Annotated in this window: 19 protein-coding genes; 7 read left to right on the forward strand and 12 right to left on the reverse strand. The window is 57.9% G+C overall.

The features are described from left to right. Positions 1-18: 18 nt before the first annotated feature. Positions 19-1143, forward strand: a complete 1125-nt coding sequence (locus QXF46_03635; protein MEM0225943.1) for a uroporphyrinogen decarboxylase family protein — start codon at positions 19-21, stop codon at positions 1141-1143. A 43-nt stretch (positions 1144-1186) separates the two neighbouring features. Here the strand turns inward: QXF46_03635 and QXF46_03640 are convergent, their stop codons facing one another. From QXF46_03640 to QXF46_03650, 3 genes are all read right to left on the reverse strand, one after another. Beyond that, on the reverse strand, positions 1187-1750 hold the full coding sequence (locus QXF46_03640) for a hypothetical protein (GenBank protein ID MEM0225944.1): 564 nt from the start codon (positions 1748-1750) through the stop codon (positions 1187-1189). Then, positions 1747-2574 (reverse strand): nucleotidyl transferase AbiEii/AbiGii toxin family protein, encoded by an 828-nt coding sequence (locus QXF46_03645; protein MEM0225945.1) that lies wholly within the window; start codon positions 2572-2574, stop codon positions 1747-1749. Before QXF46_03645 ends, QXF46_03640 begins: the two co-directional genes overlap by 4 nt. Before the next feature lie 82 nt (positions 2575-2656). Then, entirely contained in the window at positions 2657-3580 is a 924-nt protein-coding gene (locus tag QXF46_03650; GenBank protein MEM0225946.1) for a hypothetical protein, read from the reverse strand. An 89-nt stretch (positions 3581-3669) separates the two neighbouring features. Between QXF46_03650 and QXF46_03655 the strand changes: the two genes are divergently transcribed. After that, on the forward strand, positions 3670-5151 hold the full coding sequence (locus QXF46_03655; protein MEM0225947.1) for an SLC13 family permease: 1482 nt from the start codon (positions 3670-3672) through the stop codon (positions 5149-5151). 86 nt (positions 5152-5237) lie between these two features. Here the strand turns inward: QXF46_03655 and QXF46_03660 are convergent, their stop codons facing one another. From QXF46_03660 to QXF46_03700, 9 genes are all read right to left on the reverse strand, one after another. Further along, on the reverse strand, positions 5238-5942 hold the full coding sequence (locus QXF46_03660; GenBank protein ID MEM0225948.1) for a hypothetical protein: 705 nt from the start codon (positions 5940-5942) through the stop codon (positions 5238-5240). Between the two features lie 246 nt (positions 5943-6188). Beyond that, positions 6189-6563 carry a nucleotidyltransferase domain-containing protein gene (locus QXF46_03665; protein MEM0225949.1) on the reverse strand — a complete coding sequence of 125 codons (375 nt, stop codon included), beginning with the start codon at positions 6561-6563 and terminating at the stop codon, positions 6189-6191. A gap of 13 nt (positions 6564-6576) precedes the next feature. Beyond that, positions 6577-6984: a HEPN domain-containing protein gene (locus tag QXF46_03670; protein MEM0225950.1), complete on the reverse strand. Its 408-nt coding sequence runs from the start codon at positions 6982-6984 to the stop codon at positions 6577-6579. Positions 6985-7137: 153 nt separating this feature from the next. Beyond that, the gene (locus tag QXF46_03675; GenBank protein MEM0225951.1) at positions 7138-7314 is read right to left on the reverse strand and encodes a hypothetical protein; all 177 of its coding nucleotides are present in this window, start codon (positions 7312-7314) and stop codon (positions 7138-7140) included. A 161-nt stretch (positions 7315-7475) separates the two neighbouring features. Beyond that, positions 7476-7856, reverse strand: a complete 381-nt coding sequence (locus tag QXF46_03680; protein MEM0225952.1) for a hypothetical protein — start codon at positions 7854-7856, stop codon at positions 7476-7478. Positions 7857-8630: 774 nt separating this feature from the next. After that, positions 8631-8993: a type II toxin-antitoxin system VapC family toxin gene (locus QXF46_03685; protein MEM0225953.1), complete on the reverse strand. Its 363-nt coding sequence runs from the start codon at positions 8991-8993 to the stop codon at positions 8631-8633. Next, on the reverse strand, positions 8990-9217 hold the full coding sequence (locus QXF46_03690; GenBank protein ID MEM0225954.1) for a type II toxin-antitoxin system CcdA family antitoxin: 228 nt from the start codon (positions 9215-9217) through the stop codon (positions 8990-8992). The genes QXF46_03685 and QXF46_03690 overlap by 4 nt, the downstream gene beginning before the upstream one ends. Positions 9218-9865: 648 nt before the next feature. Beyond that, complete coding sequence (locus QXF46_03695) at positions 9866-10282, reverse strand: hypothetical protein (GenBank protein MEM0225955.1); 417 nt, start codon at positions 10280-10282, stop codon at positions 9866-9868. After that, positions 10261-10662 carry a hypothetical protein gene (locus tag QXF46_03700; protein ID MEM0225956.1) on the reverse strand — a complete coding sequence of 134 codons (402 nt, stop codon included), beginning with the start codon at positions 10660-10662 and terminating at the stop codon, positions 10261-10263. Before QXF46_03700 ends, QXF46_03695 begins: the two co-directional genes overlap by 22 nt. Before the next feature lie 425 nt (positions 10663-11087). Here QXF46_03700 and QXF46_03705 point away from each other — a divergent pair, with 425 nt between their 5' ends. The 5 genes from QXF46_03705 to QXF46_03725 all read left to right on the forward strand — a co-directional run bounded on the left by QXF46_03705 (position 11088) and on the right by QXF46_03725 (position 14810). After that, positions 11088-11597: an NAD(P)H-dependent oxidoreductase gene (locus tag QXF46_03705; GenBank protein ID MEM0225957.1), complete on the forward strand. Its 510-nt coding sequence runs from the start codon at positions 11088-11090 to the stop codon at positions 11595-11597. Between the two features lie 112 nt (positions 11598-11709). Next, positions 11710-12588, forward strand: coding sequence for a sugar phosphate isomerase/epimerase family protein (locus tag QXF46_03710; GenBank protein ID MEM0225958.1), 879 nt, complete (start codon positions 11710-11712; stop codon positions 12586-12588). Between the two features lie 122 nt (positions 12589-12710). Beyond that, positions 12711-13892, forward strand: a complete 1182-nt coding sequence (locus QXF46_03715; GenBank protein MEM0225959.1) for a hypothetical protein — start codon at positions 12711-12713, stop codon at positions 13890-13892. A gap of 116 nt (positions 13893-14008) precedes the next feature. Continuing rightward, positions 14009-14191: a hypothetical protein gene (locus QXF46_03720; GenBank protein ID MEM0225960.1), complete on the forward strand. Its 183-nt coding sequence runs from the start codon at positions 14009-14011 to the stop codon at positions 14189-14191. Positions 14192-14543: 352 nt separating this feature from the next. Continuing rightward, complete coding sequence (locus QXF46_03725; GenBank protein MEM0225961.1) at positions 14544-14810, forward strand: hypothetical protein; 267 nt, start codon at positions 14544-14546, stop codon at positions 14808-14810. Positions 14811-15087: the final 277 nt, after the last annotated feature.

The raw sequence follows: 15087 nt of genomic DNA on the forward strand, positions 1-15087 counted from the left end.
TGCGCTCTGCGTAAAACCGTGGGCATCATAGGCCGTGCGGCACAGCTCACGAGGAGGGAGCGCTTCCTGAGGGTTTTCACGTACAGGGACGTGGATAGGCTCCCCGACGTGGAGTTCGGCTACTGGAGCGACACGCTGAGGAGGTGGCACAGGGAGGGGTTGCCGGAGTGGGTTACGGACGACTACAAAGCCGACCTCTACTTCGGCTTCGAGAACTGGTTCTGGAACGAGGTGCCGTACCACATCCCGTTCAGGGGCTTCAAGGTGGAGGTGCTTTGGGAGGATGAGCGCAGGAGGGTCGTGAGGGATTGGCTGGGTGTAGTAAAGCTCGAGTTCAAAGAGGGGGTTGGGGAGTCCATCCCCACCTTCCTCGAGTACCCGGTTAAGGACTGGGATACTTGGGAGGCGTACAAGGAGCGCTTCGATCTCGACGCCATCAGCTACCCGGGCTGGGAGGAGAACGTGGATAGGTGGAGGGATCGGGACTACGAGCTCGGCATCCATGCGGGAGGTTTCTTCGGCTGGGCCCGCGACTTGATGGGGCTTAAGCGCCTCTGCAGCGCGATCCTTAGGGAGCCGGAGTTGGTGAGGGACATGTTCGAGTTCAGGACGAGGATGATCCTGAGGGCGATCGAGAAGCCGGTGCGCGAGCTGCAGCTCGACTTCTCGCACTGGTGGGAGGACATGTGCTGGAACGGGGGGCCTCTGATCTCGCCGAGGCATTTCAGGGAGCTGATGGTTCCCTGCTACAGGAGGATCACCGAATTCCTCCGCGACCACGGCGTGAGGCTGAACATTATCGACTGCGACGGCAACATCGACCTGCTCATCCCCCACTGGCTGGAGGCCGGAATCAACTGCTTCTTCCCCTGCGAAGTGAGAGCGGGAAGCGACCCCCTGAGGTTGAGGGAGAAGTACGGGCGCGAAGCCCTCTTCATGGGCGGTATCGATAAGAGGGCTCTGATCGAGGGGCCGAAAGCCATCGAGAGGGAGATTGAGAGACTGAAGCCCTTGATGGAGGAGGGTGGCTTCATACCGCACGTTGACCATAGGGTGCCTGCAGACGTGCCCTACAGCCACTACCTTTACTACCTCAAGGTGAAGAGGAGAGCTATCGGATTGGGCGCAGCAGCGAGCGGCTAGTTGGCGCGACCACGGAGCGGTGGAGCTACTGGGGAGCTACACTTCAGGGTTCGAGCAGTACGCTCTCGAGGGTTTCCCGAACCCTTTTGGGGAACTGCCTCGCGTAGAGCCTCAGTTTCCCCCGGTCTAGCAGGTCTAGGTTGAGGTCTGGCGGAGCGTACCCCCTTAAGTGCAGCGTATCGAGGAGGGCCTTCTCCGGCTCAGCCAGGCGGAGCTGCGGGTCGAAACCGAAGTACAGTCTGCTGCAGATCCTGTGCAATTCGAATGTGTAGGGCCTCCCTCTGACGATCTTCGGCTTCCCTAGCCAAGCCAGTGTCACCATGGGCGGGGCCTGATCGAGTACGTCGTGGTAGTGGAGCGCCCATTCAAGCGTCACATAAGCCGATGGAAAGGCGGCTTTAACTATCTCCCAGAGCTCGCAGTCGCTGACGCACACCCAACCTCTCACAACCCTCCTTACGAGGCCTTCACGCTCAAGCCTCCAGAGCGCGACATTCAATGACTCTTCTTTGAGGCCCGTTAGAGCTCGGAGCGCGCTAACGTGAACCAGCGCGAACCCCTCCCTCTTCAAGCTCTCCAGCAGAAGGGCCCACTCGCGGAGTTTCATACAACCACTCTGACCGCCTCCTCTAAGACCGCGATCGCCGCTTCTAGGTAGCGCTCAAGCAGCTCGCGCTGAAGCAGCGAAGGGTTGAGCAGTCTAGAGAGCTCCCTCTCCGCAGCCTCCAGTAGCCCACCTCCAGCCTTCAAGTGCGCTGTTAGCTCGATTAGGTCGTGGGGGCGCTCCAGGTAGGTGCCGAACTCTTCCTTAAGATAGCTTTCGTCAAGCTGGGCGCCGTAGTGTTTCACAAGCCAGTACACGTCAAAGATGTCCCTCCACCTGACGAAGCCTCTACGCCAAGCCCCAGCGAGTGAGCAGACCTTGTCTGCCAGAATGCAACCCGCTTTCTTCACTCTGATCCCGACGGCTGTTTGAACCGGGTACTCGACCGTTAGCGCCCGAACTTCGAAGAAGGGGGTATGATAACTCCTGCTGAGCACCTCCACTTTAACCCTGATCCTCCTTCCCACGAGCCCCTCAGCCCCGAAGGTAAGAAAGTACCTGTGAAAGCCCCCTGCCTCGTCAAGGCGTTGACTCGAGACTGAGACACCGATACCATCGGGCGCTAGGACTCGCGACAGCACCCTTCCCAGTCTTCCGGCGTGCGAGAGGGAGTCGTTGATGGGACCCGACAGGGTGAAATCCAGATCGAGCGAAAACCTGGGCGACCCGTAAAACAGCCTGAGGGCGGCCCCACCCTGCAGCGTGTAGCGCTCGTAAAGCCCGAGCTGAGCGAGCGCATAGATCACGAGCTTATGAAGCAGCTCTCTAAGTACCCTGGTCGGCTCCACACCCTTCGCCGCCTCGCGCTCAACGATTGATCTCAGCATTGTCGTACACTCGTTCCAGAAGTATAACAATTTTGCTATACTCCGAGAACAATGCGCGGTGCTGTGAGTATAGCAGGCAGCGCTAACGTCCCCTCTCCCGAGTGGTTAAGCGTACCTCTGCGTCGAGAACTCTGTGCAGCAGCTCCAGCTTATCGATGAGGTACCTCTCCCCCCTTTGATCCTCAAGGACAAGCTCACCGGCCCAGTAGTCGATCAGCCTCAACTCTGCGCCCACCAGATCCTCTATGCTGCGCGCTTCCGCTCCAGCGAAGATTTCAAGCCCAAACCTCGGCAGGATCGTCACAGCCTGAAACTCACCCTCGAGCCCCAACTCGAGCAACAGCGAAGCTAGCCTGCGCGCTAGAACCTCAAACCTCGACGCTGAGAGAGCCTTAACGGCCCGCTCAACCCTCTCCACCAACCTGATTCCCGCCCCCTCCGTTGCTGCCGGCCTACGGCCCAGCTCCCTTTCCAGGCACCTCATCTCCTCCAGCGAGCCTGTCGCGAGGAGTGCGGCAGCGACGTGAGGCTGCTCAGCGATCCTCCATGCAATCCTCCAGGACTGCGTCAATCCGATTTTCAGCTTGGACCCTCCGTAATCGAGAGCGTACACTGCGAACTTCTCCGCGAGAGACCCAGCTACCCTACTGCAGGCCTCGTCGTCACCCTGAGCGCACCTCTCGTAGAGCGCCTTCCAGCTCTCCGCGTGCTCCCTGCAGTAGCCGTCCCGCGTCACCGCCGGCTTCACGCAGTAGAATGGTTCGCCCTCCACGTCTTCGTGAAAGCGGCAGAGCCGGCCGCCCAACCTCTCCAACCTGACGACAGGCTCCCACACCGCTGTCGCCAGCCGGCTTGGTGGCTGCTGTATGAGAAGACCCAGCTTCGACAACCGCTGGACGCTCAATCGCACCACCACTCTGCTCTCGCCGAAGAGCCCCCCGCTCGAGGAACCTTCGAACTCCCCCACCCCCTCAAGTTCAAAAACTACAGCTCTGGCAACCGGCATGGGCGTGGTAGGTGCGAAGCAACCAGTGATAGACCCATCGCTCAGCCCGGACGGATAGAGATTTTTAGTGTTCGGCAGGCCCCTCCCGCATGGTTAAGAGGTGGATCAAGTGGCTGTTCGGGCCGGCGTTCTTCCTAGCCCTCGCGCTGGCGCCACCCCTCCCCCTCGTGGAGGAGGCCGCGCGCCTAACCGGCGTGTCGCTGAACAAAGCTCCGCAGATCGCCCTCGGGGGCCTCGTCTGGGTGGCCAGCTGGTGGATCACGGAGATTGTGCCTCTAGGCTTGACCGGCCTGCTCGCTGCGGCTCTCTTCAGCATCCTCGGGTTCGTGTCGTGGAGTAGCGCTCTCACCAGCTTCACCCACCCGATCATATGGATCTTCATCGGTGGCTTCGTCTTAGCCAAGGCGTTCAGTAAGTGGGGTGTCGATAGGCGCGCAGCCGCAGCTGTCGCAAGGCTGTACAGGGGGAGGAGGCCTTCGCTGGCGGCCTTCTTCGCAGCCTGCCTACCCGCCTTCCTCCTGACCGTCACCGGATCGATCACGGCCTCAGCCAGCGTGGTCTACCCCATCGCGCTCTCCTACCTCACCTCGATCAGAGCTTCGGACAGCTTCGTAGAAGCCACGATGCTCGCCCTCGGCGAAGCTGCGACAGCGGGTGCGATGTTCCTGCTCATCAGCACCCCTCCCAACCTGATAGCCAAGCAGGTGCTCGAGTCAGTTTTGCCCGGCTTCAAGCTGACCTTCTTCGACTGGTTCATCGTGGGGACTCCGCAGGCCTTCCTCGGGCTCTTCACCACGTGGCTGATCGTCTTCAAGCTGCTGAAGGTTGAGGAGAGGGAGGTGGCGGCACCCCACATTGCGATTGAGGCTCGAGCCAGCAGGGAGGAGAAGCTCGTGGTCGCGGTGTTCCTGGTTACGCTCGCGCTCTGGATGCTGCCCGGAGCTCTAGCCATCGCAGCGTCAGCCCTCCCCTCTCTTGAACCGGTCTCGAAGACTGTGACAGTCTATCTACCGGAGGCTGCCCCCGCGGTACTTGCAATCCTAGCACTGGGCCTCATCCGCACAGAGAAAGGCCCACTGCTAACCTTCAAGGAGATCGCCGAGGGTGTTGACTGGAACGTCGTCTTCATGTTCGGGGGCGGCCTCGCGATGGGTCTGGCCCTAGACGCGAGCGGCTTCTCGCGCTGGATCGCCCTCGCGATCTCCAGCCTCGGCGCCCTCGACGCCTTCAGCCTATCAGTGATCGGAGCCCTCCTCGGCTTCCTCATCACGTTCCCAGCCTCCAACACCGCTGCCGCGATGATCTCAGTACCTCTCGTCGCATCGCTCGCCAAAGGCGCGGGGATCAACCCCGTGGGGCCGATCCTCTCGACTGCGCTAGCCTGCTCCATCTCGAGCGCACTCCCTTCAACCACACCCCCCATGGCGATCATCTACGGGTCGGGAAAAGTGAGGGTGTCCAGCATGTTCAAAGTCGGAATCGTATCAGACCTATTGCGTTTAGCGCTTCTCATCGCAACCCAACCAGTTCTCGTGAACTACCTTTTGACCATCAAGGGCCTCAAGCCTTGAGACTTACGTAATACGCCCCCAGCCGACTAGCTGGGAATGGTTTCGGAACGGTGCTGTGCGCCTCCAAACCCTATTTGACTCACAATTTACGCGAGCCTCCTACCGAAACCTGCAGGTGTAGCACCGTTATCGTAAACTTCCTCCACGTGGAAGATGTACGCGGGCCTTAGGGAGCGCCTTTCGGGCGGGGTGTAGTGGAAGGCGTCGTGGACCAGGTTCACGAGACGCCAGTACTCGTCGCCCTCGTGGATGGACACTGTGCACCTTACTTCGTAGCTGATCGATGGGGGTTGGAGGAAAACTATGCAGGCCTTCCTGGACCGCTGCAAGATCGACCAAGTATGCCTTGAGGAGTGCGGTACCCTCAAAGCGAGCTCCAGGCTCGCCAGCTTCTCGAAATCCACCCTTTCCTCGGCTAGGCCGGGCTCAAGGTACACGAGCTCGAGGAGCAGCTTCAACCCCCGCTCCGCGTGCTCCCGGAGCACCTCCTGCCTGCTCATACCGCCTGAGATAAGAGCCTCATCGCTGAGCCTGAGGTGCTCCTCAAGCCTCTCAACCGCTTCACCGAGGAACTCGCGCTTCAGCACGTAGCCCACGCCGACCACCTTGCCGTTCACCTCAACACTCCCATCTGGCAGGCTCGCAGCCGTACAGAGCACGGCGTTGTGCCTAGCAGCAAGCTCCCTGAAGATGGCGCCCTGATCTCCTGCGAAACCTCGGAAAACCTTCAGGAGAAGCTCGCGGCGGGCGTAATAGTTCCATTCAAGAAACTCCTTCGGGAGACGAGCCATGCGGGCGAGTACCCCGATGCTATTTAACTCTTCCCGCACCGCTCAAGCATAGAAATATCCTCAGCGACTTTCAACATAGGATTTTGACGTTAAATAACCATGCAATAATTTTATGCTTATACTCTGAAAGCCTAAGCTGCAATCATCTCCATGGCTTAATTGTAACTATCGGATGCCTCTTAGGTTCAGCAGAACCCGAGCTAATGGTTTATCGACGGTGCACAGGTGCAGCGTAAGCGAAAATGGCTATTGAGGTACTATTACTGAGGTTTCAGTCTTCCTTAACCCTCTTTTCACGAGTTCACGGTAGACTTCAACAAGCCTGCTGAACCTTTCGCTCGCGTAGAGGACCACGCCCTCTGAGAGAGCATCAACTATGATTGGATTCCCCTTCTTCAGCATCTCGATAGCCTCCTCCAGCGTGTACGGGTGAGGCTCTATGTTTAGGGTTAGATCCTTCGTTATTTCGAATATCCTTCCTATCCTGTCGAGGTACTTCTCCTCGAAATCGGCTAAAACTAGGATATCGTAGTCGCTCCACGGCTTGTAATCCCCCCGCGCCCTAGACCCAAACAGCACTATCGCATCCACTCTCAAAACACTCGTAATCTTCTCAACCATTCTACGAAGCTGTTCACGCTCCGAGCACTTCTCTGACGTAGCGGATCACCTCCCTAGCCGCGCTGAGCGCTCTTTTTGACGTTTCTTCATCGTAAGCTTCGTGAGGAGTCCCCGATGGGTGCGCGTTGGGGTATCTTGAGGGGATGTAGTGCCTATCCAGCTCCCTAGCGTAAATCATCAAGTCCTCCGGAGGACTTACGCCGAGCTTGCTGAAATACCTCGCTAACAACTCTCTGACGCTGTGACCCCAAGGAGCTTCGTTAACGTGGTAGAGCAGCGCTTTACAGGCTTTCTCAGCAGCTTGGTGGGAGTAGAATGCTGAGGCATTATACCTCTTCTCCCTGTGTAACATCTCAGCAGTCTCAAGATCCCATAACGCTTCGCTCAACCATCTTAAGGCTTCACTTCTCACAGTAGCCACCAAGAGAACAGCCGCCGACTACTTAAATAGTGCGAGCGCGATGCAGCACGAAGGCAGTGAAGATGGCTTAGGCAGCATTAACGTCTCCAAGCACTCTGTGAATCAACCTGCCCACGGACACCGACGTCTCAGGTTTCTTGGTGAGAACTGAGTTCACCTTATACTCCTGTAGAAAGTGCTCGCTGGTGGTAGGTGTGGACACTCCCTCCTCCTCCCTCTAAAAGGGCACCACGTCTCCGCTCGCTCACAGTACCACCTCGTCACGAAATTACTGGCGAACTGCGTGGAGTACACGACGACCCTCCGCGCGAAGGGGCACCGCTTACCCACAGATCTTCACTCTACACTGCCCGACTTCCTAAATTAACAATCGATTAAATTGGGGAAGCTGTACCTACGTGCAGCCACGTTCGCGTTCAGGCCGGCGCTCGACGAGTTCACGAAGTTACCCTTCAAAACCGGCTAAACGCCTATCATGCTGCTTGGAATGTTCAAAGCTTGGGTGGGTGTGTAAGGTTTCCAGTGGCCTTGAGCGCCCAAACGCCGTTCTCCTCAGCCTCCTTCACAGCGTCGCTAGTGGCAAGCGACGTGTAGATGACAAGCACTCTCCTAGGACGAAGCAGATTCGGGTAGAGCACCTCGAGATCCTTCACTTTCCGAACCAGCTCCTCCACACCCTCCTTACCCAAGCGGACTGTCGCTTCGCCGATCACGCAGACGTCGTTCGACGCACCGTAGAGATTGATCTCGAAGCCGGGTAGCTCGAGCCTCGTAAGCTCCACAATTACGCCCATCCCCCTCAACCTAAAGCCCAGCACCTCCCTCGCCTCCTCCTCAATGTCGAGAGTCAACTTGTCAAGCGTGCGCCCCACCCTCGTGAGGCGCTCATCGATCCTAACCGAGTACTCCCACGTCCTAGCCTGCTCTCTGGCCAGCCGATACCGCAGAGAAATGGAGGGTTGGTACTTGCAGTTTAGCGGCGCCTAAACTGCAAAACGGATCTCCGAAGAGGAGCGATGAGCCAGAAGGCTTTCGTCAGCCAAAGGGCCAATTTTGAGAACCCACGAGAGTTTGGTCAGCCTTTCCGCTCCAGAGTAGGCTTCCTCGAGATGTAACGAGTCGTAGGTAACGTTGGCAAACTCTGCGATATCTCGAGGAATGCTTGAGTGAGAGCTGGAAGGTCTGGGATGTTTCCAATGGCGATTAAGGGGAAACGTGGATCTGACTGTTAGTAGCGGTCGACCTTTCACAGTTCTGCTTTTCGCTGTTCAGAAGCTTGGGCGTCAAGCCGGAGAGGAAAGAGAAGCTGAGATCCACAGACGGCAGAGTGATGGAAAGTGGTGGGCATCGAGGTTGTTTCCGCTCATGTCCGCTCCCGCGGTGTTCGGGAGTGTGGTTACGCGGTTTTCATGGACTGAATCATAGTGTTCGACGCATACGGCTTCAAGGAGCAGCTGAAATACCCCCAAAGCGGGTTAAACCACTGAATGCGACTGGTGCTATGCCCGCCTAAATCATGATTGGAACCATTCCCTAGCCGCTACGTGGAGAGGCGCCTTTCACGGTTTACATTCACGCAGGATTTCTTCGCTCGACGATAGTTCCGGCCTCTTCCTCAGTATACCTGTCACAGTACTGATGTTCTCCTAGATTTTCCTCCTCAGCTTTACATCATCCGTCACCAGCACGGCATCATTCTCAGCGGTTGCGACCAAGTAGGAAGCGTCGTAGAACGTCACCCGGAGCTTGCACGCCAGCTCGAGGGCCTGGTCGACACCTTTGAGATCAACTGTTTTCATCGCCTCTAAAATCCTACCCATCAGAAGCATTACCTCAAGCGCCTCCTCGACGCTTATCCTCCCCTGCAGTACTGCTTCTTTCCACAGCGCGTTCCCGACCTCGTACTTCGTGAGGCATAGGATCAGGGAATCCTTGAGCAAACCGTAGGCGTCCTGCTTGCGGAGCCTTATGACGTTCATTAGGGCTGAGGCATCGTAGGGCAGCTTCATCTCTCCTCCCGGCTCTCCCTTACCAGGGCTGCAAGCTCCTCTGGCGGTATCTTCTCCAGAAACCCCCCGACCCTCCCGAGAGCTTTCCTAACCTCCTCTTCCTCCGCCCTCTCAACCTCTTCCTCGAGAGCCCTCCTGATGAGCCTGCTAACTGGTATGCCGTACTTCCTCAACTTCTCGCGTAACTCCCTATCTATCTTGGCGGATAAAGTTACGTGCGTCATGGTAACGCCTTTGGGAATACTGGGATAATGTAGCATTTAATCGTGACGAAGAAACGTGTTGAAGCTCAAGCTTGCCAGGAGGCCGTCGCGTACAGCCCTTATCCAGAGAGCTTCCCTGTGGTAAACTTTTGTTTGCCTCAGTCGAGCGGGAAGAGCAAAGCTCGATTTGGCTCCCCCTAAAGGTTAAGCGGTGCTGGAGATGAAGCGTCTCTTGCCCGCTGACTCACTCTCAACTCCCGATTTGGGGCTCAACTTGACCTTAAGGCTTGGCAACCAGGTAAGCGATTCGCCCAGAGCCGTCGGGGCCAAAGTGGACGAAGTACAGGGGGGCACGGTTATCGTTATGCTGATCTCAGACGTAACCTGCAGCCCATTCTTTTCTTCAGCTCCGCGATGGCACGACACGCCTCTCCCGTCACAGCGAATATTCCCTCCGCCACAAAAGCATTCGGCGCTGCATAACTCGGCGTATCTTACCGTAGCATAGCCTCTCGGAGCGCGCTTTCGTTCGGTAAACACTCATCTCAAGGAGTTCGAGGAGGTCCTAGGGAGGCCCGCGGCCCCGGTTTTCTGAATTTTCCCTTCCCCGCCAGGGTCAGGAGCTACTGGCAGAGAGCAAACCCCCTCTTGGGCACCGGCCTCTCCGCCTTAACGGTGTCCAGCCTCGAGTATGACGGCGCCTTGGAGCGCGTCCAGGACTGTCTTGAACTTATTCAGCAGCTCCCTTCCGACTAGGCTCCTCCTGGCGAAGATCGTCGTGTAAATGTCGCAGGGGATGCGCAATCCTCCGAGCTCCACAACCCCCCTTGAAACTCTCAGCTCGACGCGGTAGCCGCCCGCCACTAGGCCTGAGGCCTTCTCCGCTCTCTCGTAGAGCTGCAAGCCGAGCTCGAAGTACTTCTCGAAGGCCAGGAGGAGCGTACCTGAGAAGCCCGTGTCCACCTTAGCCTCTACTTCGACCCGCCTCCGGCCGGTGGGCGTGTAGACCACGAGGGGGATTACCGGCGCGGGAGGGCTCTCAGCGCTGCTGTAGTAGCCCCTAGCTACAATTCCACCAGGCTCCAACCCAGCTCCACCTCAGCTCTCCCTCTCCTAGCCGCTGAGAGCTGCTCAATAACCCCCTGACTGGCTCCCACCCTCTCAATGGCTGCCGCTGCCTCCTCAAGGGTTGGGAAAACTCCGAGGAGCTTGCCCCCCGCGAAAGCCGCGTAGAAGCCCTCGTGACTCCTCACGAGCTCCTCGCGAAGCTTCTCGAAAGCCCTCCTGTTCAGCTCCGCCTCCCTCTCCACTTCCTCTGCCAAGGCGTGAAACTCGGGCTTCACGGAGAGCCAGAGCCTCAAAGCCTCCTCAAACGCATCTTTAACCCTAATGCCTCTGAGAGCGGCAACTGCCTTAACCCTCCTGTAGAGCTCCTCGTCCAAACCCCTCACTCCGACTACCCTCACGCAATTGAAAACAAGTTTACATGTTATAAAGTTAACTAGTTAATTCACCTCTAGCTGAACCGAAAGCGCAGTGACGCTCCCCCTTAGGGCCTGTGGGGTTCCGTCCATGATCGGGGAGAGCGAGCATTTCAGTGTGACAAGGGACGCTCAGCCGGGTGCGACGCAGCGTACGTCGGCTACTTGCAGGCCTATTCGAGCGTACAATCAACGTGCCCGTTCCGGCCCGTTTCTCCCGGCTCCAGTCGGTGAGCGGGTTACTCTTTCTCGGCTGAGGCCAAGTGCTCGCTTTGCCTTTCACCGATGGAGCGTGATCCACCACTTCCTCGTAAAACAGTCTTCGAGCAGCGGCACGTTTTGTAGGGTGCGCGTTAGGGTTTTGAGGCACGTCCCGAGAGGCGCAGGCGATAGCCGGATGGGGTTTGCGGATGAGGGTTTTGGTGATTCTCGGTACGGGTAGGGAGGGGCGTAAGTCGGAGCTTGTGGCGAGGTTCGTTGTTGAGGGTCTTCGGGAGCTGGGTTTTGACGCTGAGCTGATCGATGTGAGGGACTACCCGTTCTGTTTTACGCGCAGGGGCGACGGCTCAGCGCAGGTTGAGACTTTTCGGAGGAAGATTGTTGAGGCTGAAGCCCTCGTGATCGTATCGCCCGAGTACAACCGGAGCTACCCTGGTGAGTTGAAGATGCTTCTAGATACGCTGTACGACGAGTACGCCGATCTACCCGTTGGCATCGTAACCGTATCGGCTGGATGGGGTGGCTCCGGCGTCCTGAGCGAGCTGAGGCAGCTCTGCTTGAATCTAGGCATGCTCCCAGTGGGGCACTTTGCGGTCCAGAATGTCAACCAGTTCCGATCCGTGGATGATCTTTCTAAAATGTACAGGGATAGCCTGGTGGAGCTCGCTCAGCGCATGAACCGGTACGCAAGGGGGCGCTAGCCTCGATCACGACTCAGGAGAAAAGTATTCAGTGGCGCTGCGCAACCGCTGCTTAATAGTTGACGTCTGCGTTGGCCGCTAAGCATAATATCGTGGGATCCCCGCTCCATCAATGTTCGTCTCGATAAGGGATTTCACGGTGAGATGGGTTGGCTACAGCAGCCTTTTCGAAGGTTTGAGAGATCTTGGCATCAGCAGTTTCGAGCTTTACGTGGATCGAAGCTTGAAGACCAGCAGGTACGTGGATATGGGGTACGAGGTTATGCTGGGCTTCGATGTCTCCACGAGGGAGAACAGGGTGAAGCTGAGGCGCCTTCTGGAGAGCGAGGGGGTCGGTGTTTGCGCCGTGCTCGTGGAGAACGACTTCTCCATGGAGCTGGAGAAGGAGGTCGAGTACGTTGTTAGAGCCTGTGAAGTGGCCTCGGATCTCGGTGTGAGCGTGGTGCGAATCAACGCTGTCATGAGGGAGGCCGCCGGCTACCTGCTGGAGGACTACATCGATAGGACGGCGAGGGCTGTGAAGGAGTGCTTAAGGGGGTGCAACGGTCTTGGAGTCAGCCTGGCCGTTGAGAACCACGGCACGATAGCTAACCGAAGGGAGTTCCTCGTCGGGCTCCTGGAGAGAGTTGGTAGCGAATACTTCGGGCTAACGCTGGATACGGGCAACTTCTACTGGTACGGCTACCCGCTAAACCAGGTGTACGAAATCATCAGCGAGCTGGCTGGCTACGTGAAGCACACCCATGTCAAGAACGCCCGCGCGCCACCCGGTAGAGCTCAGGAGGTGCGGAAGCCCGGTGAGGTTGAAATGGCACCCCTGTACGAGGGGGATATCGACCTCCCGCGAGTGCTATCGACGCTCAGGAGGGCGGGCTACGATTACGATGCAAACATCGAGGATGAATCCCTGGGGGGCTTCGCGGGGGAGGAGAGGAAGCTGGTCTTGAAGCGGGACATCTCTTACATCAAGAGCATCATAAGCAGCCTCTAGCAAGTTGCCGATAGATCTGCGTGCACCGACTCACGGGCTTTCACGATAGCCAGCCTCTGAACATTGGGTGGTCGGGCCTTTCGGGGCGAAAACCATTTTGCAGCCAGCGTTGGTGTGCATTCGTGAAGGCTGAAGTCTACGGCTTTGAGGTTTCCTTCAGCAGGGTGAGGGTTACACCCGAGAAGCCCGTCTACCTGGCCGGTCTCGCGCGCCCTCGGGTCAGCAAGGGTGTCCACGACGACCTGTACGCGAGGTGCATGCTGATCTCGCTGGGCAACGCTTCTCTAGCTCTCGTGGGGGTCGACTCGATAGGGCTGCAGTACTGCGACGTGAAGGTAGTGAAGGAAAAGCTACTGAAGCGCAACATTCACGCGATAGTGGGGTCGACGCACGACCACAGCAGCCCCGACGTGATAGGGCTCTGGGGACCTGATACCGAGACCAGCGGTGTCGACCCCGAGTACGTCGGCTTCCTCCGCGAGTCGATCGTGGAGTGCGTTGAGAAGGCCGCAGAAGGGTTGAGGCGAGCCAAGCTGGAGATCGTACTAGCGCGCCTCCCCGACGGGGTTGCGAAGAACACCAGAGACCCGGGGCTCATCGACAGGGACGTTGTAGCGCTGTTCGCTGAAGCCCTCGACGGGGAGAGGCTGGGCGTACTGGTGAACTTCGGGCTCCACCCGGAGGTTCTTTGGAGCGATAACCTCCTGATCACCGCCGACTTCCCCTACTACATGTTGTCAAAGCTCGAGAGGGAGTACGGCGGGACGGGGGTCTTCCTCAACGGTGCTCTAGGCGGAATGGTGACCCCCGACGTTACGGAGCATAGCTTTGCTGAAGCGGAGCGGGTGGGTGCCTCGATAGCGGAATCGGTCTTGAAAGCCGCGGGAGCCAGATCCACGGCCTACTCCTCCCCCTCGCTCACGGTGGTTTCGAGAGAGGTTGAGCTGACCGTCCAGAACAAAGCCTTCCTGGAGCTGGCTGAGAAAGGCGTGGTGAGGAGGGCCGACCGACGGGGGGATAGGATCATTAGCGTCGTCAACTACTTCAGGATCACCCCCCTCCTCGAGGGAGTCAGCCTGCCGGGCGAGCCTCTCCCGAGGCTGGGGCTCGAGGTGAAGTCGATGCTTAAGGCACCGTTCAGGATGCTCGTCGGGCTGGGAGATGATGAGATTGGGTACCTAATCCCGGCTGAGGATTGGAGCGAGGATGGGTACGAGGAGAGTATGAGCTTAGGATACCACGCTGCGCCACTACTGCTGGAGGAGCTGAAGCGCCTCCTGGAACTGGCGGGTTGCACAAAGTAGCAGGCAGCTAGTGCGGTTCCCGGCATGAACGGCTCCCCACTCCCAGGCCGCCGCGGTTCCTCCGCCCGCGCTTCTTTCATTGAAATGCTTTTACAGACTGCAATGCGAGTATAGCCGTGATCACAGTTCGAATCGACGAAGAGACGAAGAGGACGATGAAACAGATCAGGATCAACTGGGGTGAGCTCATCCGGAGCTCTGTGAAAGCCAATATAGAGGAGAAGAGGAGGAACCTCGCGAAAGCGCTCCTGTTGAGCGAGAGGCTCAGGGAAGAAGAGTGCGGGCGAGCCACCTGCTGAGGAGATCGTGAGAGCCTTCAGGGAGAGCCTCTATGCTCGAAGCGGTGGTTGACGCGAGCGTTGTTGTCAAGTGGTTTGTGGAGTAGGAGGGATCGGATAAGGCGCTGGAGTTCGAGGTTGACCGGGAAGTACTCAAACTACGTTACGCTACTAAAGTGACTTCGCTTCGTAGGCTGTGCATGACGTAGCGCCAGAGCGAAACGGTGACCCGCCGCGATCGTGCTCCGATTTGTCCGATGCGTTGGTAGGTGGGAAGTGGGAGGCTGCTCGATGCACGCCCAAGCGCGCCGTGTCAAACCGATTACCGCTAAAGGATACATTAATCTGCGTTATTGATAAGCATAATCTTAGGATGGGTAAGGCGAGGCCGAGGAAGTGCCCGGTGTGCGGGGCTCCGTTGAAAAGCGGAGCGGGAGCGTGGGGGCACGCTTACAGGCACTTGGAGGAGGCGGCTCGGGAAGGCATCATCACGATGGAGAGAGTAGGCGGCTCATGGGTGATTCGTTACAACGATAAGACGATCATAGGGGCCGGCTGGACCGCTTTGGAGGAGCTAGCTCCAGTTCTACGGAGCAGGTGGAGAGTGTGGAGCGAACGAGATGCATCTTCTACCATTTAACCGCACAAGGGCTCCGATGCGTGCTCGCTAGCCCTGAGGAGTGGAGAGCCCTACTGGCAAACGGCCGTAAACCACCCTGTCTAGGCGGCCAGGACGTGTGCCCCTTCCGGAATAGAGTAAAGGCGAAAGCCGTTCAGCGGTGAGGCGTGTTGGAATCCTCGAGCAAACAGTGGCTAGCAAGTCTAACACTGCTGGTGACTGCCTCAGCCGTCTTTGATAGTGAGGTAGCGGGAAGCTTTCCGTTAGAGTTGCTTGACTCCTGCGTTAACGAGGAAAA

The organism is Thermofilaceae archaeon (assembly GCA_038731975.1).
In the GTDB taxonomy this organism is placed as follows: domain Archaea; phylum Thermoproteota; class Thermoprotei; order Thermofilales; family Thermofilaceae; genus JANXEW01.